Here is a 24049-nt window from a genome sequence, read left to right on the forward strand (position 1 = left end):
GTAGGGTGGCGTTTAAGTAGTTGTATAACCATGATGAGTGTGTGTCACTCGACTAAGGAATAGCATGAAAGCAGAAGTTAAATGGGTAGAAGGCTTTAAATTTTTAGGCCAATCTCAATCAGGTCACTCTATCGTAATGGACGGTAGCGGCGGTGCAACGGCTCCAAGCCCAATGGAGATGGTATTGATGGCTGCTGGTGGTTGTAGCTCTGTTGACGTGGTTGATGGCTTAAAAGAAGCAGGACAGGCGATTACAGGTTGTAATGCAAAGCTCTCGACAGAACGCCGTGAAACTGCGCCAAAGATTTTCACTGCAATCAATATTCACTTCGAAGTGTCAGGTGATAACTTAGATGAAGAGCTGGTTGCGAAAGTATGCGCTGATTCATTAGAAAAATACTGCTCAGTTTGTTTGATGTTGGGCGCAGGCGTTGAAATGACCCATAGCTGGGAAATCGTCTAACCAAAACAAAGGCCATGTATCTGAGATACATGGCCTTCAATTTAGTTTGTAATTACGTTAGAGCGTGTATGCGCGATAACAACTAATTACTGAGCTGACTCTTCAACCATTACTTTTTCAACCTGAACTTCTTCAGTGTATTCAAAGCCTGGAATAGTCGCTTCTACGCGTCGGTTCATCGCACGGCCTTCAGCCGTATCGTTTGATGCTACAGGGTTCTCTTCACCTTCCCCTGTTGCAGTAATACGACTAGCATCGATACCTTGCTCTTCGATGTACGCAGCAACAGATGCAGCACGTTTTTTCGACACCATCATGTTGTATTCTGCCGCGCCTGTAGAATCAGTGTGGCCAACAACTTCTACGCTAGATTCTGGGTGCGCTTGTAGCACTGCAATTAGAGGACCAAGTGCCGCTTTACCGTCTGCTGATAGCTCTGTACTGTTGGTAGCGAACATCTCTTGAGAGAAACTTTCGGTTTGCTCTTTAGTTACTACAACCGTTGTTTTCTCTTCCATCACCACTTCTTTTACTTCTGTAATTGGCTCTGAAGGAGCTTGAGTTACAGCTGCTGCAGCCACAACTGGCAGACCTGCTGCTGTTGTGTTACCTGTACCAAAGTTATAGCTTAAGCCCACAGTTAATAGGTTAGCGTTGACGTCTTGGATGTATTTGTCGTCAAAGCCATCGAAGTACTGATACTCAAGACGAAGTGCGAGGTCGTTAACAAATTCTTTCTCAATACCAATACCAGCTGAAAGTACGAAGTCAGTTTCACCGCCGTGAGAGATGTAAGCAGGACCTGCTTTAGCAAAGATATCGAACGATTGTTGAATTGGGAAACGGTAGGTTGGCGATAGTGCGATAGCAATCATTGGGTCGCTGAATTCTACTGCTGTAGAGCCGGGACCTTGGAAGCTTGTTTTAAAATCACCAATCATGTTTGAGTCTAGCTCAACACCCCATTGCTCAGAAAATTTATAACCAGAGTAGATACCCCAGCCTACAACACTATCATCACATTGAGCACCTGAGACACACGCGTTATCTAGCCAACCAGAACCAATCTTAGCGCCCACATATGTAGTGTTCGCCAATACTGAAGGCGCAGCTGCAAGACCAGAGGTCGCGATAAGTGCACACATGATTTTTGACAGTCTTTTCATAATCTTATCCTTGTGATTAATTTTTATTCTATCTGGATCTGCCATTAGATGGTCATCGACTGTTTGTAACACACTGCTTGCAGACGATAACTGGAGGCGTTGACCCAGTTGGAATCTATCTATATGAGCGGTAAATCTATTGTTAATCCTATTGCACATGAGAGTCAACAAAATTGTTAAAAATTATGCATTTAACTAATTTGTACTTGCTAAGTTATCAATAATGCTTGGCTATATATAAAGCTATAGCTCAAGGTTTTGATTTTACAAATTTTATTCAATAAAAGAGTTCAAAAGCTTGCGCTACTTCATGCTTATAAAATGAACAAACCCGAAGCCAAAAAATTGACATCGGGAATGAATTAGTGAGTGTCAGATTATAATTTTTCAGAGACCGAGTTAAGGACGCTCACCACGTAAGATACGAGCTTCGATCTGCTCGATAACGTTCGGTAGATCAGCAATAGTATCAACTAGATAGTGGGGTTTAGACTTGCCGAGTTTTTGCTTTGCTTTGTTACGAGCTGCGGCAAGCGTTGCTTCATCCGCTTGTTGGTACTCCTCGAAGGTTAAGCCCGCTTCATTTCCAGATAAAAGAAGACCAACTGTCCACATGCCTGCATTGTGGCCTTCATCGATCCCCGGAGCAGCATCATCAACCTTAATACATGAAGCGACATTGGTAACACCAAGGTCGATGACGTTCTTTAATGCCATGAATGGCGCAGGGCGCCCACCTTGCGGAAGATCATCTGTAGCAACCACGCAATCTGGATGATATCCGTAGTCCGCAGCGACTGGAACAAGCACATCCATTACTTGGCGCGGGTAACCTGAACATGAGCCAATCTTTACGCCTTGCGATTTCAAGTTATTCACCACTTCGATGGAATTTAAGATAGGTGCGGCGTGGTCAGCTACTTTCGCTTTCTGTAATGGCATGAATGCCGCGTATATCGCATCGATATCTTCAGAGTTCATGTCTCTACCGAACTGTTCATTCCAGCGAGCCTTTACAGAAGGTAATTGGCCCACAGCTTGAATGTGGTCCCATTTACCGAGCCCCATAGGTTCGCGAGCTTCTTCAAGAGAAATATGAAAATCAAATCCTTGTTTGAACGCTTCTACAAAAATGCTGGTTGGAGCGAACGAACCGAAGTCTACGATGGTACCCGCCCAGTCAAAAATTACCGCTTGGATTGTGGATGATTTCGTCATGATTGTTTGTCCTTTATAAACCTTGATATCAACGTCAAGGCTGTCACTAATTTGGTGGTGATTAATGTTTAATGAGGTTAAATCTGGTATCCAAAGTCTCGACATACTTTATCGATAGCCGCTTCAAAGATATCTAGAGCTGCATTGAGATCGCTGCGTTCGATGATCAACGGAGGGCTAAGTTGTGCGACATTGCCTTGTGACACTTTAAAGCTCAGACCTTGGTTTAAACACTGGTAAAGCAGCGCTTCAGCTTCATCGTATGCACGAGTCTTGGTTATAGGGTCTGTTACCAATTCGACTCCCCATAAAAGGCCAATTCCGCGCACATCGCCGATAACGGGGTAGCGTGCTTTCATATCGAGCAAGCGTTCTTTGACGAACTCACTGTCGTCTTTCACTTTTTGTAAAAGGTTGTGCTGCTCGATGACTTGCATGGTTGCCAGTGCTGCAGCGCAACCGATCGGGCTTTTCTCGTGGGTGTAATGACCGAGTGAGACTTGTGCTGCCGTGTTATATTTGTCTTTGGTTACCATTGCTGCCATCGGAACCAAACCACCGCCAAAGCCTTTTCCAATACAGAGAATATCTGGCTCGATGTCATAAGCTTGATGAGTAAACCATTCGCCACTGCGTCCCATACCATTAGGAATATCATCAATGATTAGCAGCAAGTTGTGCTTGTCGCAGATCTCTCGGATTCGTTTCCAATAGGCTTTGCTTGGCACTTGGACATCAGTGTTTCGAACAGCTTCAGCAATGAATGCGCCAATGCCTCCCTCTTTCTCAATAACATACTCAAGGTAGTCGGCGTAATGAACATCTGAGTTTGGGTCGCCATCGCGCATTGGGAAAGCACCTCTGTACGACACCGCTGGTGGAATACGCTCTACTCCAGCCATTAATGGCCCCATACCTTCACGAAAACATGCTTCACCACCGACAGAGATGGCATCTAGAGAGGCTCCATGAAAAGAGTCCCACAGCGAAACGACTTTAAAGTTGTTAGTTACGTGCCTTGCCAGCTTCAGTGCCATTCCAATCACAGAGGTGCCACCGGGTGCGAACAACACACGGTTGAGTTCGCCACCACAGATTTGCGTTAGCTTTTCCGCGCACTCGATGGCCGTCTCGTTAGTAAAGCGTCGCGGAGAAAACGGCAGCGAAGCCATTTGTTCGGTTACTCTCCTGATGACTTCTGGATGCCCGTATCCCAGTTGATGGACATTATTCCCATGGAAGTCCATGTATTTTTTGCCCGTTGTATCCTCTATGTAGATACCTTCGGCATGTTGCAACGTATCTAAGCACGGCGTGGACATAGCTTGGTGAAGAAACACACCTGAATCTCTCTTCAAAAGCGCTTGAGTGGCTTTATCGTCTAAAGATGCGTTCCACTCCTGTCGCGCTGGTGTTGTGTTGACGTCTCCTTCACTTCGAAAGTGAGTGTAAGAGAGGTTCTCTTTTGATTCACACTGCATCATGCGTTCACTTCCCAGTACTTTGCCTTGCTGATAGCACCGATTAGACGCTCAATGTCAGCAGGGTAAACCTCACCAATGTTGCCAATGCGGAAACAGTCTGCGTTGGACACTTTACCCGGATAGATAACGAAGCCTTGCTCTTTAAGGCGCTCATAGAACTCTTTAAATTGGTAGTCGCTATGAGTTGGAGAATAGAAAGAGGTGATAATAGGAGAGTGAAGATCGTCGCTCAGTAACGGTTCGAAACCCAGAGAACGCATTCCTGCCACCAGTGTTTTCTGGTTGGTTGAATAACGTTGGAATCGCGCGGCAACTCCACCTTCTTGCTCAAGCTCGATGAGTGCTTGATAAAACGCGCGCACGGTATGCGTTGGTGAAGTAAAACGCCATTTACCATGGTTCGCTTCCATACAGTGCCATTGGTCGTAAAGGTCTAAACTCAGTGAGCGAGCTTGCCCCTTACATTTCTCAAGTTCATCTTGTTTGGCAATAATAAAACCAAACCCCGGTACACCTTGAATACATTTATTCGCTGAGCTGATCATAAAGTCGATACCCAAGTCAGCGATGTCCATTGGGATACCACCAAAGCTCGACATGGCGTCGAGAATTACGATTTTGCCTTGTTGTTTAGCCAATTGAGCAATCTCTTTAATAGGATTCAACATGCCTGTTGTGGTTTCACAATGAACAATTGCAACATGGGTAATGCTTGGATCCATGGCCAGTGCCGTTTCCATTTCGTTCAAGTCAGGTTGTGATGTTTCGCCTGGTGAAACGACATGGCATGGAATATTTAAATACTGCGCAATTTGTGCGATGCGAGCGCCATAAGCACCGTTATCGACCACCAGTAATTTGCCTCCTGTGCCGATTACACTGCCAATCGTCGCTTCAACAGAAGCAGTGCCACTACCTTGCATTAATACACTTGTATAGCCTGTTTGTTGCGTTGCAAACTGAACCAGCTTGTGGCGGATGACCTGTACGATGTCTTTGTTGTATTCATCGTCCCATGTACACCAGTCTTTTAGCATCGCTTGGCGAACTGATTCAGAAGTGGAAAGAGGGCCAGGGGTTAAGAGCAAGTATTCGTTTTTCATCTTGATTTCCATTTGGACTATACCAATATTTGCAATTACTCTATCAATCGAATCTGATGGAGGTAAAGAGTAAAATCACCAGATTCACAAAAGCTTCATATTCAAAATTCTTGGTGGTCATCTCGTCAGTAGAGATCTTCAAAATGCCATTTTTTGTTCATTTAATCGTCACAAAACTCGAATAGGTTAATATTTGTCATCTGGTACATACCAATAAGGTGTGTGCTCATTAATGGAAATGAAAGAATGTATGTCGACTTGGCTGCATCCACTCTTGCTAGACAGTTCAACTGGAGAACATGATGAAAAACCGTTTTATGAAAGGATCACTTGCTGCACTTGTGTCACTACTGGCTACCAACGCATTTGCGGCCAAGGAAGTGACGGTTTATACAGCGTTTGAAACAGATATTTTGGCGAAGTACAAGAATGCATTTGAGAGCGAAAACCCGGACATTCGCATCAAATGGGTACGTGACTCAACGGGCATTATGACGGCTAAGCTATTGGCTGAAAAAAACAACCCAAGAGCCGAAGTTGTTTGGGGGCTTGCGGGCTCATCAATGGCTCTGTTGAAAGAAGAGGGTATTCTTCAACCATATACGCCTCATGGTGTTGATGCACTTCGCTCAAATCTGAATGATCCACAATCTTCTCAAGCTTGGTACGGTAATGACGCATTTTTCAATGCAGTTTGTTTTAACGAAGCCGTTGCAAAACAGTTGAACTTGCCTGCACCTCAATCTTGGGAAGACCTCACCAAGCCTATCTATAAAGGCCACATTGCAATGCCAAACCCGGCATCTTCCGGTACTGGTTACATGCAAGTTTCAGCATGGCTGCAAAACATGGGCGAAGACCAAGCATGGAATTACATGCAAAAGTTAGATAAGAACATTGCACACTACACACACTCTGGTTCTAAACCTTGTGTACAAGCTGGTATGGGTGAAGTTGCCATCGGTATTTCTATGGCAAGTCGTGGTGCTAAGTTGAAAACGCAGGGTGCTCCATTGGCGGTAATCACTCCTGCAGGTATTGGTTGGGAATCTGAAGCGGTTGGTCTTGTTAAATCATCAGAAGCAGCAAAACGTGTTGTGGACTGGTCGATTTCTAAAGCAGCAAATGAACTCTACATTGAGATGTACCCAGTCGTTGGTCATAAAGACGTAACAGCAACAGTGAAAAACTTCCCAAATGTTGAAAAAAACATGGCGAAGATGGATTTTGCTCGTATGGGTAATGAGCGTGCAGACGTATTGAAAACTTGGTCTGATAAGTTTGACGCGAAGTCTGAACCTAAATCTTAATCTTACCCCTCTAAATCAAAGGAAGGCTTAGGTCTTCCTTTTTTGATCAATCAGAGCAGTCCTTTAATGCTCGCTCTCTAATAATCCTCAATATTAATCACACCGCGTATTTTGGTGTCGATTTCGCTAGGTAACTCTTTTATGTCAAAACACTACTCATACTGGTTCAAACAAGCCTTGCAACAGGAGTTTGGTCAGGACACTCCGCCAAGTGATGCTGGTCAACCACTGACACAAGATATCGAAACAGACATCGCTATTGTTGGTGGTGGGTACACTGGGTTATGGACCGCTATTTTAATTAAACAGCAACAGCCAGAAGCGCGAGTTGTAGTTATTGAAAAAGGTTTGTGCGGCAGTGGCGCATCGGGTGCTAATGGTGGGTGTATGCTCACTTGGTCCACTAAGTTCCCAACTTTAAAACGCCTTTACGGAGAGCAACAAGCAAAATGGCTGGTGGAGCAGTCTGAAAAGGTGATTTTTGAAATAGAATTGTTTTGTAAAGAGCATGATATTGACGCTCACCTTTATCGCAGTGGTGCCTATTATACGGCGACGAACCAAGCACAGAGAGGCGGCATGGCCCCTGTTGTTAGTGAACTGAAAAAGCAGGGAATCAACAGCTGGCAGGAGTGTGGTGATAACCTAAGTCGTCAGGCGGGATCAGAGCGTCACATCGAAGGTTACTATTCCGAAGCGGCCGGTAGTGTTCAACCGGCATTGTTAGCACGAGGTCTCCGCCAGGTTGCTATTAAGTTAGGTGTCGAGGTTTACGAAAATACCCCGATGCTTGAGCTGAATTACGGTAAGCCCGCTGAGATCGTAACACCTTCAGCAACCGTTACGGCCGATAAAGTGGTGCTGGCACTTAATGCATGGATGCTCGACCACTTTAAAGCTTTCAAAAGAAGTATTGTGGTTGTTTCGTCGGATATGGTGATTACTGACTCGATTCCAGAAAAGCTCTTGGAATATGGTCCAGATCAAGGTGCAGCTGTGGTTGATTCGAGGATCTTTGTTCATTATTACCGAGATACACGAGATGGCCGGTTGATGCTTGGCAAGGGAGGCAATAAGTTTTCGTTTTTGAATCAAGTCGATAACATGTTTAACCAGCAGACGCAGTACCTGCCATTGCTTAAAAACTCATTTCAAACCTTGTTTCCAAAGCTAGAACAGCAAGACTTTGCTTACAGTTGGTCTGGAGGTTCTGATCGTTCCGTTACCGGGCTACCTTTCTTCGGTAACATTGAGAATCAATCGAACATCTTTTATGGTCTCGGCTACTCAGGCAACGGCGTTGCACAAACCCGAATGGGTGGAAAAATTCTCTCATCGATGGCTTTGGGGTTAGACAACGAATGGACAAGAAGTGGCATGACAAAAGGCCCACTAGGTCACTTTCCACCAGAACCTTTTCGCTGGTTAGGAGCGATGATGGTGCGCGATGCGGTGCGTCGAAAAGAACACGCAGAAGATGTAGGTCAAAAGCCGATGTGGATAGACAAGCAACTGGCCAAGTTGGCTGGTGCTGCAGGCAAAGCGGATAAAATTACTGGTTAGCCACATTGATTTTATAGTTGGATAGGTAACTAAGGATGAAAACCATGGTTACCTTTTTCGAGTTTAAGATTATGTATTGAATATTTGTTTCGATGGTTGATTTGGTATTTTCGAAATGAATTATCACGACCAAATTGGCTTGTTTCTCTTGTTTTAGAATCACGAAACCGAACTGTTATACAAACGCAATATAACTGTCATTTAGCTTCTATAAATTTGTCACTCAACTGAAATATTCAGAGCTTAGATTTGGTATATACCATTTAAAGAGTGCTGCAGAAAATGAGCAATTCAACCTATCTGAATATAGAAAACGTTGTAAAACAGTTTGGTCAATTTACAGCGTTAAAAAACATCTCTCTGTCGATCGAGAAAGGAGAGTTTGTCTGTTTCCTGGGGCCGTCTGGCTGCGGAAAAACGACCCTTTTACGTGCAATTGCAGGCTTAGACCTTCCAACCTCTGGACGTATTGAACAGAACCAAGTTGATACAACCTTTCTTCCACCTGAGAAACGTGATTTTGGCATCGTATTCCAGTCTTATGCGCTTTTTCCTAATCTGACCGTAGAAGAGAACATTGCGATTGGCTTAAAAAACCAAGGTATGTCGAACAAAGAGGCGCTGGAAGCGGTTGAAAGCTGGCTTGAGACTATTGGTCTGCCTGGATCTGGGCAGAAATACCCAAATCAATTATCAGGTGGTCAGCAGCAGCGAGTTGCTCTTGCTCGTGCGTTAGCACTTTCTCCAGGTCTTCTACTGCTTGATGAACCGCTTTCTGCGTTGGATGCCAAAGTAAGAACGCATCTACGAGATGAGATTTGCCAGTTACAAAGAAAACTCGGTATTACTACTATCATGGTGACGCACGATCAAGACGAAGCGTTAACTATGGCTGACCGCATTGTCGTGATGAATCATGGTGTTATTGAGCAAGTTGGGGCGCCACAAGAGATCTACCAAAAGCCCGCGACTCGATTTGTCGCTGAGTTTGTTGGATGTATGAACTTCATTGAAACATCAGTGATTGCGGATTCTAAGATGCGTATAGCTGAATCCATTCTAACCTTGCCAAAGTTAGATAACCTGGATACGAACGTCGGCGACCGATTTGATATTGCGATACGACCTGAGCAGCTTCAGTTCGTTGAACGTTTTAGTGAATCTCTTCCTGTTCGTATTGTGTCGAGCGAGTTTCTAGGCGCATTCTATCGTGTTGAGTGTGAACTTCAGCATGACCCAAGAGCAAAGCAGATTGTGGTTGATGTGCCAGTCAAAACCTTTAATGAAATGAAGCTGCGCCGTGGAGACATTCGTTATGTGGCGCTCGATCAGGATGGGCTGCGCGCATACTCAAGCAATGAGCGTCTTATATCTAAAGATGAGGCGGCGTAATTGTCATGGAATCGACACAAATGATGCAATCTAAGCGACGAATTCAGCAGCGCGTAACACCACTTCTCGCTCGACTGAGTAAAGACAATGTCATCCTGTTCAGCTTGTTGGCGTTCTTATCTGTAGTGATGGTACTGTTCATCTTGATGCCATTGTGGGCGATGCTTAAGAAGAGTGTTCAGAATGGCGAAGGGGAGTTTGTTGGCCTACAAAATTTTGCGACTTATTTCTCTTCAGCAAGTCTTTGGCAATCGGTGGGTAACACATTTACTCTTGGGTTACTGGTGACAGTTGTCGTAGGCTTGCTGGCATTTGGTTATGCTTATGCTTTGACACGCTCTTGCATGCCGATGAAAGGGTTATTCCAAGTACTCGGTTCTGCACCGATATTAGCGCCTTCTTTGCTCCCTGCGATAAGCTTAATTTTTCTGTTCGGTAATCAGGGCATCGCTAAAGAAGTGCTCGGTGGACACTCCGTTTATGGCTTGATTGGAATCTCATTAGGTTTGATTTTTTGGACCTTCCCACATGCCCTGATGATCCTGACAACCTCATTGCGCACGTCAGATGCTCGTTTGTACGAAGCAGCAAGAGCTCTTAATACTTCACCTCTCAAAACTTTTTTCATCGTGACTCTGCCAGCAGCCAAATACGGTTTGATCAGTACACTCATCGTTGTGTTTACGCTGGTGGTGTGTGATTTCGGTGTGCCGAAAGTAATTGGTGGCAGCTACAACGTTCTTTCCACTGACATCTTTAAGCAGGTGGTTGGCCAGCAGAACTTCTCAATGGGTGCGGTTACCAGTATTTTGTTACTACTACCAGCGGCTTTAGCATTCGGCGTAGATCGCTGGGTGCAAAAGAAACAGAAAAGCTTGTTCGATACTCGTTCTGTCGCCTATCAGCCACAACCTAGTATGGTTCGAGACAGTGTCTGCTTTATCTATTGTTTGATGATTTCTGCTGCTGTTGTGGTTGTTTTAGGGATGGCGATCTACGGCTCTATGGTGACGTTTTGGCCTTGGAACAAAGCGCTGACGCTTAACAACTACAACTTCGTTGAAATGAGTACTTATGGTTGGACGCCATTTTTCAACTCCCTAACACTGGGTGCTTGGGCGGCGATTATTGGTACCGTACTGATTTTCCTGGGTGCATACGGCATAGAGAAAGGCCGCGCATTTGCACCAATTCGCCAAGTCATGCAGATGCTGAGCGTAGTACCTATGGCAGTTCCAGGCATGGTTCTAGGTTTAGGTTATATCTTTTACTTCAACGACCTGAACAATCCACTGAACTTCCTGTATGGCACGATGACATTCCTTGTTATCAATACCGTGGTGCACTATTACACGGTTGGTCATATGACAGCCCTCACCGCACTAAAACAACTCCCTGCAGAGATTGAAGCGACAGCTGCCTCGGTCAACCTTCCTCAATACAAGTTGTTCTTTAAAGTGACGGTGCCGGTATGTTTGCCCGCCATATTAGATATCGCGACTTACTTGTTTATTAATGCATTGACCACGACTTCTGCGGTAGTATTCCTATATTCAACGGATACCATTCCAGCCTCAGTCTCGGTACTCAATATGGATGATGCTGGGCAAACTGGCGCAGCTGCGGCGATGGCGGTCATGATTATGCTGTCGGCAGCGAGTGCGAAAGTGGTGCACTTGGTTATCAATAAGCTGTTTGAGAAGCGTACACAGGCTTGGCGTAAGCGATAATTCGTGGTTTGGCGAGTAAGAATTAATATGTGTGGCCATGGAGCGGCTACCAGAAAGAATAATTAAAAGGAAAATTGGTGCAGTACGTAAAAATTAAAGATGTCATTGTTGAGCAGATAGAGTCGGGGATGCTTTCTCCAAGACAGAAACTGCCTGCAGAGCGTAAGTTAGCAGAGTCTTTCGATACGACTCGCGTTACGTTGCGTGAAGCCTTGTCTTCATTAGAAGCGGAAGGACGCATTTATCGTGAAGATCGCAGAGGTTGGTTTATTTCACCGGAGCCATTGCGTTACGATCCTACTCAAACGCTTAACTTTACCAACATGGCATTGTCTCAGAACCGTCAACCTAAGACGGAGTTGATCGCAGCTAAAGGAATACTGGCGACGAAAGAGGCGACTCGATTGTTAAAGTTGGCGCCTTTCTCTGATGTTTACCGAGTCGACCGAGTTCGCTATTTAGAAGACAGGCCAGTGGTGTATGTGACTAACTACATTCGTCCCGAGTTGTTCCCAAACCTGCTAGAGCATGATCTCTCTAAGTCACTTACCGATATCTATCGAGAGCACTTTGGTGTTGTCTACCAGACGATCCGTTATCGAGTGAGTACTACGTCATTGCTTGGAGAGACGGCTCAGGCACTTCGAGCGACATCAGGCTCACCGGCGATGGTAGTTGAAAGGATCAATTACAACCAAGATGGTGAATTGATTGATTGCGATATTGAATATTGGCGACATGATGCCATCAGTATTGAATCTGTTGCTCACCTAGAGCGGTAGAAGACTAGCATAGCGAGTCGATGCTTCTAGGTTAGTTACGCTAACCTTTTATTTAGGTCTCTACGATAGAGGCCTTTTTTATCCTTAAAATTGGAAAGAACATGGAACTGTCCGCCATTGTCATAGTGATAATTTCAGCTTTACTTCATGCTGGCTGGAATGTACTGGGCAAATCAAACCAGAGTTCTGGCTCGGCCTTTTTCTTGGCGTCGAGCTTTGCTGCTGCCACTTTGCTCACCCCTTATCTTATTTGGTACGTCAACACTGTCGGCTTCTCTAATATCGGCTTACCGTTTTGGCAATTGTTACTGCTGAGTGGAATCTGCCAAGTGATTTACTTAGTGGGGTTGGGTGTTGCTTATAAGCAAGCTGATATCGGCGTGATATATCCAATGGCTCGTGCACTGCCGGTATTGATGGTGGGATTCGGTACTTTGCTGTTGGGATATTCATTGACGTACAACCAATGGCTTGGGTTTGCGCTGATAACCCTAGGTTGTTTAGTGGTGCCCCTTAAGAGCTTCAAAGATCTAAAGCCACGAGCCTATTTGAACCTAGGTGTACTTTGGGCGCTAATCGCTGCGATTGGTACAACTGGCTATTCAATCATCGATAAAGAAGCCTTATTGCTGCTCGGCAGCATCGAATCCAACAGCGTAACAAATAGAGATGCATCTATCTTTTATTTGGGCATGCAGTTCTGGGCGATAGCTTTGCCGCTCAGTGCTTGGTTATTGCTTTCAAAGCAGAGTACCGAGTTTGTAAACGCATGGCGAATTCGCAAAAAAGCCGCAACTGCTGGAGTAATGATGGCCGCGACTTATGGACTGGTTCTGTTCGCAATGACCATGACTGAAAATGTCAGCTTGGTGGTAGCGCTAAGACAGGTGAGTATCATCTTTGGTGTTGTGATGGGGATCTACTTTTTGAAGGAAAAGTGGCACATAACTCGTGGTGTAGGTGTTCTATTTATTCTGTCAGGTTTGGTTATCTCATTGTTTTAGAATAACTATTATATGGTCAATCATTCTTAAAGTGTGACTTTTCGCACGCAATTCCCTTATTGATAGCAAACGTTTTACTGTTGTTAAAGATGTGATCTCTCTCATAGACAGTCTGGTAAAGTTACCGGTAACATCGCACTCAATGTTACCGGTAACATAAAATAACAAACCGGATTAAAGTGAAACCCATAAGGATACCCCGAATGAAAGCTATGACTAAAACGCTGATTGCTGCTTCCCTAACAGGTCTATTCGCGACTTCTGCAATGGCTGCAGACTTCAAACTGAAAATTCAATCTTCAGATCCATCTGGTGATCTGAACTTCAAAGTTCAACAGAACTGGGCTGAGCGTGTTGAGACTATGTCTAATGGTCGTATCGACATCGATCTTCTACCAGTAGGTGCTGTGGTTAAGCACACAGAGACACTAGGCGCGATCAAAATGGGTATCCTTGATGGCCAAGTAACTGCAACAGGTTACTTCTCTGGTAAAGATCCAGCATTCGGTCTTATTGGTAACATGGTTGGTGCTTGGTCTGATACAACACAACTGCTGCAATACATGAACTACGGCGGTGGTAACGAGCTAATGACTGAGCTTTACGCTCCTTACGGCGTTAAGTTTGTTGGTGCTTCGACTACGGGTGTTGAGTCGTTCATCTCGAAAGTACCAGTAGACGGTGTTGATGATCTTAAAGGTCTTAAACTGCGAGCTCCTGAAGGTCTAGTGCAACAAGTATTTGCAGCGGCAGGTGCGACACCAGTTAACTTACCAGGTTCTGAAGTATTTACTGGCTTAAGCAAAGGCGTTATTGATGCGGCTGACTACACAGTATTCTCTACTAACCAAAAAGCGGGCATGAACGACATCGCAACACACCCAGTTCAACCGGGTTTCCACTCTCTTCCTCTGATCGACATCTCTATCTCTCAGAAGAAGTGGGACAAAATGCCTGCGGATCTACAAACTATTCTGCAAACGTCTGTTCGTGACTTCTCTTACGACATGACAACTCAGTTGAAAATGGCTGACCAAGCAGCAGTGAAAGAAGCGCAAGCAAACCCAGAAATCACGATTCACAATTGGTCTGACGAAGAACGTAAGAAGTTCCGTGAAATCGCAAAAGGTCAATGGAAAGTATTTGCTGAACGTTCTCCAAATGCACAGAAAGTATACGACTCTGTAACTGGCTTCCTAGAGACAAACGGTCTACTTTAATTCACAACGATTATCCAGGCTAAATACCTATTTTAGCTTCTCTTTTGGAGGGCAATTGCCCTCCGTTTTTTTTGAGTAGTACGTTATGACAGATAAAACGCCTCATGCGCCCCAAGAGCAAGAAGAGCAACCAAGAAACATTCTCGACCGCGCAATAATCAAGGTCAGCAATGTTCTAAGCGGTTTGTTCATCTTCACTGTATTGATCTCTTTTTACGAAGTGGTGATGCGTTATGCGTTCGATGCCCCAACTACTTGGGTGCACGAAACCGCTTCTTTTGTTGGTGGCTCGCTATTTATCGTGGGCGGTATTTACGCCTTTGCTGCTAACAAACATGTTCGAGTTGTTCTTATTTATGATTCAGTTTCTTCTCAAACTCGAAAATACCTAAACCTAGTTCACCACTTAGTGGGCTTAGCGTTTGCTGGTATGTTGGCTTACGCCTCTTATTTTATGGTTCAAGAGTCTTGGTTTACACCCTGGGGTGACCTTCGTCTTGAAACATCAGGCTCGGTACTGAATGCTCCGTACCCAGCGCTTCTTAAAGGCATCATCTTTGTTTGTCTTTGTATTCTTGTTGTCCAGTTTGTATTGCACCTAATCCAAGAGATTGTAGGGCTAGGGAAGAAAGACGATGTTTGATTTATCTTCTATTGGCATCGCATGGGGCAGTATCCTCATGCTGGTTATGATGATCGGCTTGCTACTTACGGGTATGCAACTGGCATTCGTAACAGGTTTCGTTGCCATCTTTTTCACACTGTTTTGGTTTGGTCCAGACGCACTGCCTTTAATTGCTAGCCGTACTTACAGCTTTGCATCAGGTTATGTATTCCTCGCGGTTCCGATGTTTGTATTGATGGCTGCTCTGCTTGACCGTTCAGGCATTGCTCGCGACCTGTTTGACGCAATGAAGTCGGTAGGCCGCAGAGTTCGTGGTGGCGTTGCCGTACAGACTCTCTTGGTTGCGGTATTGCTTGCTTCAATGTCAGGTGTTATCGGTGGTGAGACAGTACTGCTGGGTATTTTGGCACTGCCACAGATGCTGCGTCTTGGTTATGACCGTAAGTTAGCTATCGGTACAACTTGTGCGGGTGGCGCACTCGGTACCATGCTGCCACCATCTATCGTACTTATCATTTACGGTATGACAGCAAGTGTATCAATTGGTGACCTGTTTAAAGCGTCATTCCTTCCGGCATTTATCCTAGCTGGCTGCTACATCGGTTATGTTCTAATTCGTTGTAAGTTAAACCCTTCTTTGGCTCCAATTCCAAGTGATGAAGAGATCGAAGAAGACATGGCAAATCAACCGAGCTACTTCAAGGCGCTGTTCTTCCCACTATTATCAGTAGCAACCGTTCTGGGCAGTATCTATACAGGTATCGCGTCAGTAACAGAAGCGTCGGCTTTGGGTGTTGTGGGTATCATGATTTCCGCTGCGATTCGTGGTGAGCTTAACTTCAATATGCTCAAAGAGAGTGCCATCGCAACGATGCGTACCTGCGGCATGATCATGTGGATCGGTATCGGTGCAAGCGCGCTGGTTGGTATCTACAACCTAATGGGCGGTATCGACTTTGTTGAAGAGGTGATTCTAAGCCTAAGTGGCGGTAGTCCGCTTGCAACACTGCTTATCATGATGGTTATTCTATTGGTTCTAGGTATGTTCCTTGACTGGGTTGGTGTAGCGCTTCTAACGATGCCTATATTCGTACCAATCATCACAAGTCTTGGTTACGACCCAGTATGGTTCGGTGTGGTGTTCTGTCTAAACATGCAGGTGTCATTCCTATCACCTCCGTTTGGCCCAGCAGCCTTCTACCTGAAATCGGTGGCACCGAAAGACATCAGCTTGGGCGAGATCTTCAGTTCACTACTGCCATTCATCGGCCTACAGGTTCTGGTACTCGGGATGGTGATTGCATTCCCAGAGCTCGCGATGTGGTGGAAATAATCCACCTCTTTTAAAGACCTAAAGAATCCCCAGATTATATAGACAGCCTCCAGTGTGAGTTGGAGGCTAAGGATAGTATTGTCCAATGAAAGCGAAAAAAATCTTAGTAATGGGCGTTTCAGGCTGCGGTAAAAGCTTGATTGGTAGCGAAATTGCTAACGCTCTAAATCTGCCTTTTCATGATGGTGATGATTACCACCCACAATCAAATGTGGACAAGATGGCAGAAGGCATTCCTTTAAACGACGATGACCGCCAAGGTTGGTTGGAAACTCTAAACAAGGTTTACGTAGAGAATGAAGCTGCAGTGATTGCTTGCTCAGCGCTAAAACCAGCGTACCGTGACATTCTGCGAAACAACAATCAAGAGTTAGTGATCGTTTACTTACAAGGCTCATTTGACACTATTTGGAATCGTCATAAGTCGCGTGAAAATCACTATTTCAACGGCGAAGCGATGTTAAAGAGTCAGTTTGAAGCATTGGTTGAGCCACAACAAAGTGAGGCGCTGTTTATCGATATTTCACAAGACGTCCAAGGTGTGGTTGCTGATGCGCTACGAGCAATTAAGCAGCTTGAGGAGAATAACTAGTGAGTACTTCAGATCTTTCTCAGTCAAGTATGTCTCAATCCAACATTGCGATGATTGGCCTCGGTGTTATGGGCAAAAGCCTTGCGCTGAATCTACTCGACCAAGGCTTCAACGTGACTGGCTTTGATATAAGTGAAGCACATCGTGAGCGTGCTGAATCAGAAGCAAAAGAACTCGCGCAAAAAGTCGATAAAGGTAGCTTCTTTAAAGCCGCTGACCTGAACCAAGTTCTCGACTCTCTGGTTAAGCCGCGCGTGATTGCCTTGTCTGTCCCTGCTGGCAGCATTGTTGAGGCAGTGATTGACGATCTGTTAGCAGCTGGCCTTGAGCAAGACGATATTGTTATTGATACGGGTAACAGCCTTTGGACCGATACAGAAGCTCGTGAGTTGCAATATCGTGGCAAACTACGATTCTTCTCAACGGCGGTATCTGGTGGCGAAGTCGGGGCGCGTACAGGCCCTGCATTGATGGCTAGCGGTGACAAAGAGGCTTGGAATTACGTTCAACCAATGTGGGAAGCTATCTCAGCTAAGGTTGACGAAAATGGTTTGCCTGTTGGTCAATTCGAGAAGGGTGAGCCTTGTGCGGCTTACCTAGGCCCCGCCGGTGCTGGTCACTATGTGAAAATGGTGCATAACGGCATTGAGTATGCGGACATGCAGCTCATTTGTGAGGTCTACCACTTTATGTCTGATGTGTTGGCTATGTCAGCACAAGAAATTGGTGAAGTCTTTGCCAAGTGGAACCAAGGCGTACTGAACAGCTATCTGATGGAGATCAGTGCTGATATTTTACAGACGTTAGATCCAACAACACAGAAGCCGTTTGTTGAAGTGGTGCTTGATAAAGCAGGACAGAAAGGCACGGGGCTTTGGACGGCAGTGAATAGTCTTCAGGAAGGGGCGCCAGCACCAACCATTGCTCAAGCGGTATTCGCTCGCGCTCAAAGTAGCCAGAAAGCGGTACGAGTACAGGGTGCGAAGGTGTTGCGAACGCACGTCCAACCAAACTGCGGCAAGGCCAAACAAGAGACTATCGAAGAGCTACATGATGCACTGTACTGCGCTAAGCTTTCGGTTTATGCGCAAGGCTTTGACTTAATGAAAGCAACCTCAATCAAAGAGGGTTGGGACCTCGATTTTGCTCATATTGCTAAGATTTGGCGTGCAGGTTGTATTATTCGAGCAGTGTTCTTACAAGACATCACTAAGGCATACCAAAGCGATGCTGAGCTGAGCAACTTGCTATTCGCAAATCGTTTTGTTGAAGAGGTTCATGAACGTTCTTGTGGTTGGCGTGCAGTCGTTGCAAACTCGGCATTAACCGGTGTTCCTATGCCGGCTATTAGCTCTGCTTTGGGCTATTTCGATTCACTTCGCTGTGAAGTACTACCGGCTAATCTGCTTCAAGCACAACGCGACTACTTTGGATCTCACACCTATTCGCGCGTTGATAGCGATGAGCAAAATAAGTTTCATATAACTTGGAGTGAAACACCACGCGTAGAAGTTGAAGCTTAGTTCTCACCATTTAAACGTCCTCATTATGGGGACGTTTTTGTTTGTGGTACTACATCAACATTTCGTTAGATAAGGCTTCAAATCCTAAGTCAGTTGGATACACTGTTACCAGTAACATAATCAATAAAAATAATAACTAATTTACTATGTCAAATAAGAAAAAACGCCCTACGTTACAAGATGTTGCCAATCTAGTTGGCGTCACCAAGATGACCGTAAGTCGCTGTTTACGAGACCCTTCACAGGTTTCTGAAGCACTACGAGACAAAATCAATTCAGCGGTTGAAGAGCTGGGTTACATCCCAAACCGCGCCCCAGATATCCTCTCAAACGCAAAAAGTAATGCCATCGGTGTGTTAGTCCCGTCGTTAACAAACCAAGTTTTTGCCGAGGTCATTCGTGGGATAGAACAAGTCACAGCGCCCGCGGGCTATCAAACTATGATTGCTCACTATGGTTATAGCGAGGAACTTGAAGAGCAGAGTATCGCATCACTGCTGTCTTACAATATAGATGCGATCATCCTCTCTGAAAATGTTCATACAGAACGAGCTCGTAAGATGCTGCAAACTGCATCAATTCCAGTTATTGAGATTATGGACTCGGTGTCACCGCGCATCGAGCAAGCTGTCGGTTTTGATAACTTTGACGCCGCGAGAGAAATGACCAAAGTGATGATTACCCGAGGCCGTCAAAATATCGCGTATCTTGCGGCTCGAATGGACGAGCGTACTCGCTTGAAGATGGCGGGTTATGAGCATGCAATGGAAGAACACGCACTCACGCCACTGACGATTCAAACCGAAGACGCTTCCTCATTTACTTTAGGTGCAAAGCTGCTTGGCGAGCTGCTAGAAACGCACCCTGAGGCTAACGGCATCTTCTGTACCAACGATGACTTGGCAATCGGTGCCTTTTACGAATGTGTTCGCCGTGGTATTCAAGTACCTGAACAGATGGCGATTGCGGGCTTTCATGGCCATGATATTACGATGACCATGACACCGCGTTTAGCAACGGTGATAACTCCAAGGGAGCAGATAGGGAAGGTCGCTGCTGAGCAAATCGTTTCGCGTTTGCAAGGCAGAACTGATTGGACGGCTAAGCTGGACTTAGGTTACGCCATTGAGCTTGGCGAAAGTATCTAACTGCTTATTCTAATCATTAAAAAAACGCCCTTACCGTTCTCGGTTAAGGGCGTTTTTTATGTTCAGGCTGCTAGTCACCAAAATCGAAAATCGGAATTTAAGCCTCGGCTTGCGCTTTCGCGTCTTCTTGCTTTAACACTTTATGGCCATCTTCACTCACACCACGTTTCCAGTAGCTGCTGATGTAGATGTTCTCTTTAGCCACTTCCTTCTCATTACGGAAGTATTGACGTAGTGCACGCATGTTCTCGAATTCACACGCTGTCCATACTGCTGCAGTACCTTCAAGCCAAGTGAGCTCTTGAACCTTATCGGACAGTGATGATGCTTGTTCTGATTCTATCAACCAGATGATCTCAAGCTGACTTGGTGCGTCCAATGGCTGCTTGTCCTGATCTGATTTGATTTGAATAACAGCATAACCTTTTGCATCACGCGGTAGGCTTTTCACTTTTGCAGAAAGAGCAGGTAGTGAAGTCATATCAGCGGCCAAGAAAAACCAATCAGCGTCTTTGTTTAAGCCTTGAATAAGGCCCGGACCACCAATGGTGATCGTTTCACCTTCTTGCACGTTCATTGCCCAACGAGCTGCGAAGCCACACTGTAGGTCAACGGTGTTGTGGCGAACAAAGTCGACTTCAATTGAAGGCACGTCTGGGTTGAACTCGCGAATCGTGTAAGTTCGCATGGTTGGGCGTTTGCCCTGCTCAAGAGTCGTCAAATCTGTTCCACCCAACTCATTAAACATCAACTTGATGTAACCACCTTCACAATCATTAGGAAAGCGACTTAGACCGTCACCGCTTAAGGTGATGCGTTGCATGTTTGGTGTGATGGTTTTGGTACTTGTAACAGTAACTTGGATAGGACTTGGCTTACTCATAATGGACTCTCTTTCTCTATAAGCTAACTATCATAGTAGCCTTCACTAAACGACTCAATAGTAATGGTTATCATTTACATGAATTTACGTCATGCATTTTTAGCATAAACTTATTTGCAAGAGAAAGGCGTGAGTAATGAGGGGAAATAAAAAACGCCCTAATCAGGTATTAGGGCGTTAGTGGCGTAATTACATAAAGTAATTACTGTGCAGGCTGGTGAGTGGAATTAGCTATTTGCTTCTTCTAGCTTAACCGCTTGCTCTGCATTTTTAGCTGCGTCTAGCATCTTACGAATAACAAACGACGCCGCCATTGCGATGGCAACCATCACAACCGCTAGTACTGTTAGAAGCTGGAAGTAGTCACCGTAAACCGTTTGAACGATCTCTTGAGTGATCTCTTGGCCTTTCTCTAACGCGATTGACGTAGAGAATACGGCACCAACGATACCAGATAGGGCGATAGCAACAGAGAATAGACTTACAGAGAAGTTTTCGATGTGCTTAGGTGCTACAGATAGGATGAAGGCAACAACCATAGAACCTACGATAACTTCTGCAATTGCTTGGAAGAAGTGAATCGCTAGGAAAATCTCTGGGCGGATAATTACGTCTTCACCAACTGTTGTTACAGCGAATGTTAGGATACCAAATGCAATCGCTGTTAGTACGAAAGCCAGTGCCACTTTAGTCGCTGTAGATAGGTGAATATCGCGCTTTTCTAGCATACCGAAGAAACCAGCAACGATAGGGCCACCAACCATACACCATAGAGGGTTCATCGCCATTGCCGCTTCAGGCTCAAGTGGAATGAAACCGAATAGAGAACCTTTAAGCGTGTTGATCGCAACCATGTTCATCGAAGTCATCATTTGACCGTAGTACACGAAGAAACATGTGGTTAAGAACGTGATGATTAGGATAGTACCCATCTTCAGAGACTCTGCCTTGCTCGCTTTGAACATCAGAGAAACGAAGTAAAGGATAGCCGCACCGCCGATTGCGTAAACGATGTTTTGGCCAACGTCCATGTTAGAGAACATGAAGAATACAAGACCGATCATCGCAATTGAAAGGGCACCAAACATTGCCCAGTTTTTTGCTGGAACTGGCTTTTGGTCTAACTCTGCACCGACTTCAACAAGGCCTTTGCGACTCATGAGAAGCATACCAAGTGCAGCTGCAGCCATAATGCCCGAGATAGCGAAGCCACCGTGGAAGCCAATAACCAGCACGATCATTGGGAATAGGTATTGACCTAGGAAAGCACCCACGTTGTTGATTGAGTAGTTGATCGGGTAGCCTTTCTCAAAGTCTTCTTGAGAGTTGAACGTACGCTTGTATAGGCTTGGGTAAGATGGTGACATCAAACCACGACCGTAACTTGCTAGTGCGATACCGCACATAGAAAGAGGAACGTTGGTTGCCGAAGCGCCTAGAACTAAAAGTACGTAACCAGACGCGAATGCTAAGAAACTGATGGTAAGAGAGCGGTAAGCACCAAGGAATTTATCGGCAATGAAGCCACCAGCGATAGCAAATAGAGGACCGATCGCGGAAAAGGCACCCACGATCATCATCGTATCTGCTTCGTTGTAGTTTAGGTCTTCAAGGAAGAAACGGGTTAAGCTAACGAGTACGCCATAGAATGATAATCCAAACATCATTTGGCAGAACATCATTGATTTATTTAATCTATTCCACATTATTTTCTTCTCGCATTTATATTTAGATATAGTGTAATCACCTAATTATAATATCATTACTAGCAAGACATAAAATGAAACATTTGTCTCATTAGAGCTTTAACTCGCCGTACCTTTTCTTATGTTGGCATTGATATTTTTCATGAATGAAAATTGCAAGGTAAGATTGCGCAGGGCGGTGTCTCACTACTTGAAAGCGGTTTCAATCTAAGTCCCCAGTTAATAAAGGGAATTTGGTTATGGATTAACCGTATGCATTTCACAAAGAGTGGTAGTGATTTATAAAAAGGTGTTTCCAAGTGAACAAAAAGCCAGCTCGGAGGCTGGCTTTGTTTTAAATTTGGAAACTTAGTTTACCGTTGTGAGGTGTCGCTTCAATTCAGGTTAATGAGGCTGACCATCAAAGTTATTTATTCACACGGTGGCGCCATATGAATCACAGCTAGACCACCTAAAGACGTTTCGCGATACTTTTTGTTCATGTCTTTGCCGGTTTGGTACATGGTTTCGATCACCTTGTCCAAAGATATTAAACACTTGCTGGTACGCTTCAATGCCATTCGAGAGGCGTTGATCGCTTTCATTGCACCCATTGCATTACGCTCGATACACGGAACTTGCACCAAGCCACCAATTGGGTCACAGGTCATGCCTAGCGAGTGCTCCATGGCGATTTCAGCGGCAATACAGATTTGCTCGTTGCTACCACCACGTAGTGCAGTAAGGCCTGCAGCCGCCATTGAAGAAGAAACACCAACTTCACCTTGGCAGCCTACTTCAGCGCCAGAAATGGAAGCGTTGGTTTTGTATAAGATGCCAATCGCACCAGATACTGCAAGGAAGTCCTTAAGCTGTTTAGTATCGAGCTCTTTGATAAAGCGATGGTAGTACATCAGAACGGCTGGGATAACGCCTGCAGCACCATTTGTTGGTGAGGTAACTACTTGGCCACCAGCAGCGTTCTCTTCGCTTACTGCGAAAGCAAACAGGTTAATCCAATCCATGATCTCCATCGGATCGTTTTCAATCGCGGCATTGGCTTCCAGCTTTTTCAGTAGGGCAGGAGCGCGTCGAGTTACCTCAAGGCCACCGTCAAGAATCCCCTCAGTTTCAAAGCCACGCTCCATACAGAGTGACATCACTTTCCAAATCTGCTCTGTGCGCTGATTGATCGCTTCCATGTCTTGGAATGAGGTTTCGTTACGCAACACCAAACCGCCTAGGCTCAGACCATTTTGGTCAGCTAGAGCAAGCAATTCATCTGCAGAGCTAAAGGGAAATTCAACCTGTGTTTCTTGCTCTTGCTTACCGTTTTGGAGCTCGTCTTCTGTGGCAATGAAGCCGCCACCAATCGAGTAATAGGTTTCCATATCGAGCAGTGTGCCATCTGCGTTAAATGCAGAGATGGTCATGCCATTTTCATGTAGGGGTAGGTTGGTGGTGTGAAACAGCATATCGGTCTCAACGTCGAAATGAACGTTATGGTGACCACTAACGGCAAGGCTCTTATCTTCAATGGCTTTTTGCATCGCTTGATTGGCACTGCTGATTTTAATCGTGTCAGGCTTATTACCCAATAGACCCAAAATCGTAGCGCGGTCGGTGTGGTGCCCTTTACCTGTTAGGGAAAGAGAACCATAAAGGTCAATTTGCACTCTCGCCACTTCTTCCAGTTTAGAGGCGATTTTTTGAGTAAACTGAAACCCTGCGATCATTGGTCCATTGGTATGCGAGCTGGATGGACCAACGCCAATCTTATAGATATCAAAAATAGACAGCATAATAACTTCCTGTGAAGGGTTCG

General features: G+C 45.2%; 20 protein-coding genes. 13 read left to right on the plus strand and 7 right to left on the minus strand.

What is annotated here, in order from left to right:
* Positions 1 to 64 precede the first annotated feature (64 nt).
* Entirely contained in the window at positions 65 to 463 is a 399-nt protein-coding gene (locus FIV04_RS20465) for an OsmC family protein (RefSeq protein WP_032550279.1), read from the plus strand.
* An 86-nt stretch (positions 464 to 549) separates the two neighbouring features.
* On the opposite strand, the gene FIV04_RS20470 is transcribed toward FIV04_RS20465, so the two are convergent.
* From FIV04_RS20470 to phnW, 4 genes are all read right to left on the minus strand, one after another.
* Positions 550 to 1629: an OmpA family protein gene (locus FIV04_RS20470; protein WP_152470322.1), complete on the minus strand. Its 1080-nt coding sequence runs from the start codon at positions 1627 to 1629 to the stop codon at positions 550 to 552.
* Between the two features lie 399 nt (positions 1630 to 2028).
* Positions 2029 to 2847 (minus strand): phosphonoacetaldehyde hydrolase, encoded by an 819-nt coding sequence (gene phnX, locus FIV04_RS20475; protein WP_152470323.1) that lies wholly within the window; start codon positions 2845 to 2847, stop codon positions 2029 to 2031.
* A 77-nt stretch (positions 2848 to 2924) separates the two neighbouring features.
* Complete coding sequence (locus FIV04_RS20480; RefSeq protein WP_172974292.1) at positions 2925 to 4331, minus strand: aspartate aminotransferase family protein; 1407 nt, start codon at positions 4329 to 4331, stop codon at positions 2925 to 2927.
* Positions 4328 to 5434, minus strand: a complete 1107-nt coding sequence (phnW, locus tag FIV04_RS20485; protein WP_152470324.1) for a 2-aminoethylphosphonate--pyruvate transaminase — start codon at positions 5432 to 5434, stop codon at positions 4328 to 4330. Before phnW ends, FIV04_RS20480 begins: the two co-directional genes overlap by 4 nt.
* Positions 5435 to 5733: 299 nt before the next feature.
* Here phnW and FIV04_RS20490 point away from each other — a divergent pair, with 299 nt between their 5' ends.
* From FIV04_RS20490 to gntR, 12 genes are all read left to right on the plus strand, one after another.
* On the plus strand, positions 5734 to 6744 hold the full coding sequence (locus FIV04_RS20490) for a putative 2-aminoethylphosphonate ABC transporter substrate-binding protein (RefSeq protein ID WP_152470325.1): 1011 nt from the start codon (positions 5734 to 5736) through the stop codon (positions 6742 to 6744).
* Positions 6745 to 6885: 141 nt separating this feature from the next.
* Positions 6886 to 8307, plus strand: coding sequence for an FAD-dependent oxidoreductase (locus tag FIV04_RS20495; RefSeq protein WP_152470326.1), 1422 nt, complete (start codon positions 6886 to 6888; stop codon positions 8305 to 8307).
* Between the two features lie 282 nt (positions 8308 to 8589).
* A complete protein-coding gene (locus FIV04_RS20500) occupies positions 8590 to 9699 on the plus strand; it encodes a putative 2-aminoethylphosphonate ABC transporter ATP-binding protein (RefSeq protein ID WP_152470327.1) in 1110 nt (369 codons plus the stop codon).
* 20 nt (positions 9700 to 9719) lie between these two features.
* Entirely contained in the window at positions 9720 to 11429 is a 1710-nt protein-coding gene (locus FIV04_RS20505) for a putative 2-aminoethylphosphonate ABC transporter permease subunit (RefSeq protein WP_172974307.1), read from the plus strand.
* A 77-nt stretch (positions 11430 to 11506) separates the two neighbouring features.
* A complete protein-coding gene (phnR, locus tag FIV04_RS20510) occupies positions 11507 to 12211 on the plus strand; it encodes a phosphonate utilization transcriptional regulator PhnR (RefSeq protein WP_032550290.1) in 705 nt (234 codons plus the stop codon).
* Between the two features lie 101 nt (positions 12212 to 12312).
* Positions 12313 to 13215 carry an EamA family transporter gene (locus FIV04_RS20515; protein WP_152470329.1) on the plus strand — a complete coding sequence of 301 codons (903 nt, stop codon included), beginning with the start codon at positions 12313 to 12315 and terminating at the stop codon, positions 13213 to 13215.
* Between the two features lie 203 nt (positions 13216 to 13418).
* Positions 13419 to 14435, plus strand: a complete 1017-nt coding sequence (locus FIV04_RS20520) for a TRAP transporter substrate-binding protein (RefSeq protein WP_032550292.1) — start codon at positions 13419 to 13421, stop codon at positions 14433 to 14435.
* Between the two features lie 85 nt (positions 14436 to 14520).
* The gene (locus tag FIV04_RS20525; RefSeq protein ID WP_032550293.1) at positions 14521 to 15078 is read left to right on the plus strand and encodes a TRAP transporter small permease subunit; all 558 of its coding nucleotides are present in this window, start codon (positions 14521 to 14523) and stop codon (positions 15076 to 15078) included.
* A complete protein-coding gene (locus tag FIV04_RS20530) occupies positions 15071 to 16393 on the plus strand; it encodes a TRAP transporter large permease subunit (RefSeq protein ID WP_150868667.1) in 1323 nt (440 codons plus the stop codon). Before FIV04_RS20525 ends, FIV04_RS20530 begins: the two co-directional genes overlap by 8 nt.
* Before the next feature lie 85 nt (positions 16394 to 16478).
* Positions 16479 to 16985 (plus strand): gluconokinase, encoded by a 507-nt coding sequence (locus tag FIV04_RS20535; protein ID WP_152470330.1) that lies wholly within the window; start codon positions 16479 to 16481, stop codon positions 16983 to 16985.
* Positions 16986 to 17014: 29 nt separating this feature from the next.
* A complete protein-coding gene (gndA, locus tag FIV04_RS20540; protein ID WP_152470681.1) occupies positions 17015 to 18508 on the plus strand; it encodes an NADP-dependent phosphogluconate dehydrogenase in 1494 nt (497 codons plus the stop codon).
* A gap of 146 nt (positions 18509 to 18654) precedes the next feature.
* Positions 18655 to 19656, plus strand: coding sequence for a gluconate operon transcriptional repressor GntR (gene gntR, locus FIV04_RS20545; protein ID WP_152470331.1), 1002 nt, complete (start codon positions 18655 to 18657; stop codon positions 19654 to 19656).
* Positions 19657 to 19753: 97 nt separating this feature from the next.
* Here the strand turns inward: gntR and FIV04_RS20550 are convergent, their stop codons facing one another.
* From FIV04_RS20550 to FIV04_RS20560, 3 genes are all read right to left on the minus strand, one after another.
* On the minus strand, positions 19754 to 20539 hold the full coding sequence (locus FIV04_RS20550) for a siderophore-interacting protein (RefSeq protein WP_152470332.1): 786 nt from the start codon (positions 20537 to 20539) through the stop codon (positions 19754 to 19756).
* Positions 20540 to 20766: 227 nt separating this feature from the next.
* Positions 20767 to 22245 carry a peptide MFS transporter gene (locus FIV04_RS20555; protein ID WP_152470333.1) on the minus strand — a complete coding sequence of 493 codons (1479 nt, stop codon included), beginning with the start codon at positions 22243 to 22245 and terminating at the stop codon, positions 20767 to 20769.
* A gap of 410 nt (positions 22246 to 22655) precedes the next feature.
* Positions 22656 to 24026, minus strand: a complete 1371-nt coding sequence (locus FIV04_RS20560; protein ID WP_150897258.1) for an L-serine ammonia-lyase — start codon at positions 24024 to 24026, stop codon at positions 22656 to 22658.
* Between the last annotated feature and the right edge of the window lie 23 nt (positions 24027 to 24049).

Origin of the sequence: Vibrio sp. THAF190c (assembly GCF_009363355.1) — a bacterium.
In the GTDB taxonomy this organism is placed as follows: domain Bacteria; phylum Pseudomonadota; class Gammaproteobacteria; order Enterobacterales; family Vibrionaceae; genus Vibrio; species Vibrio fortis_A.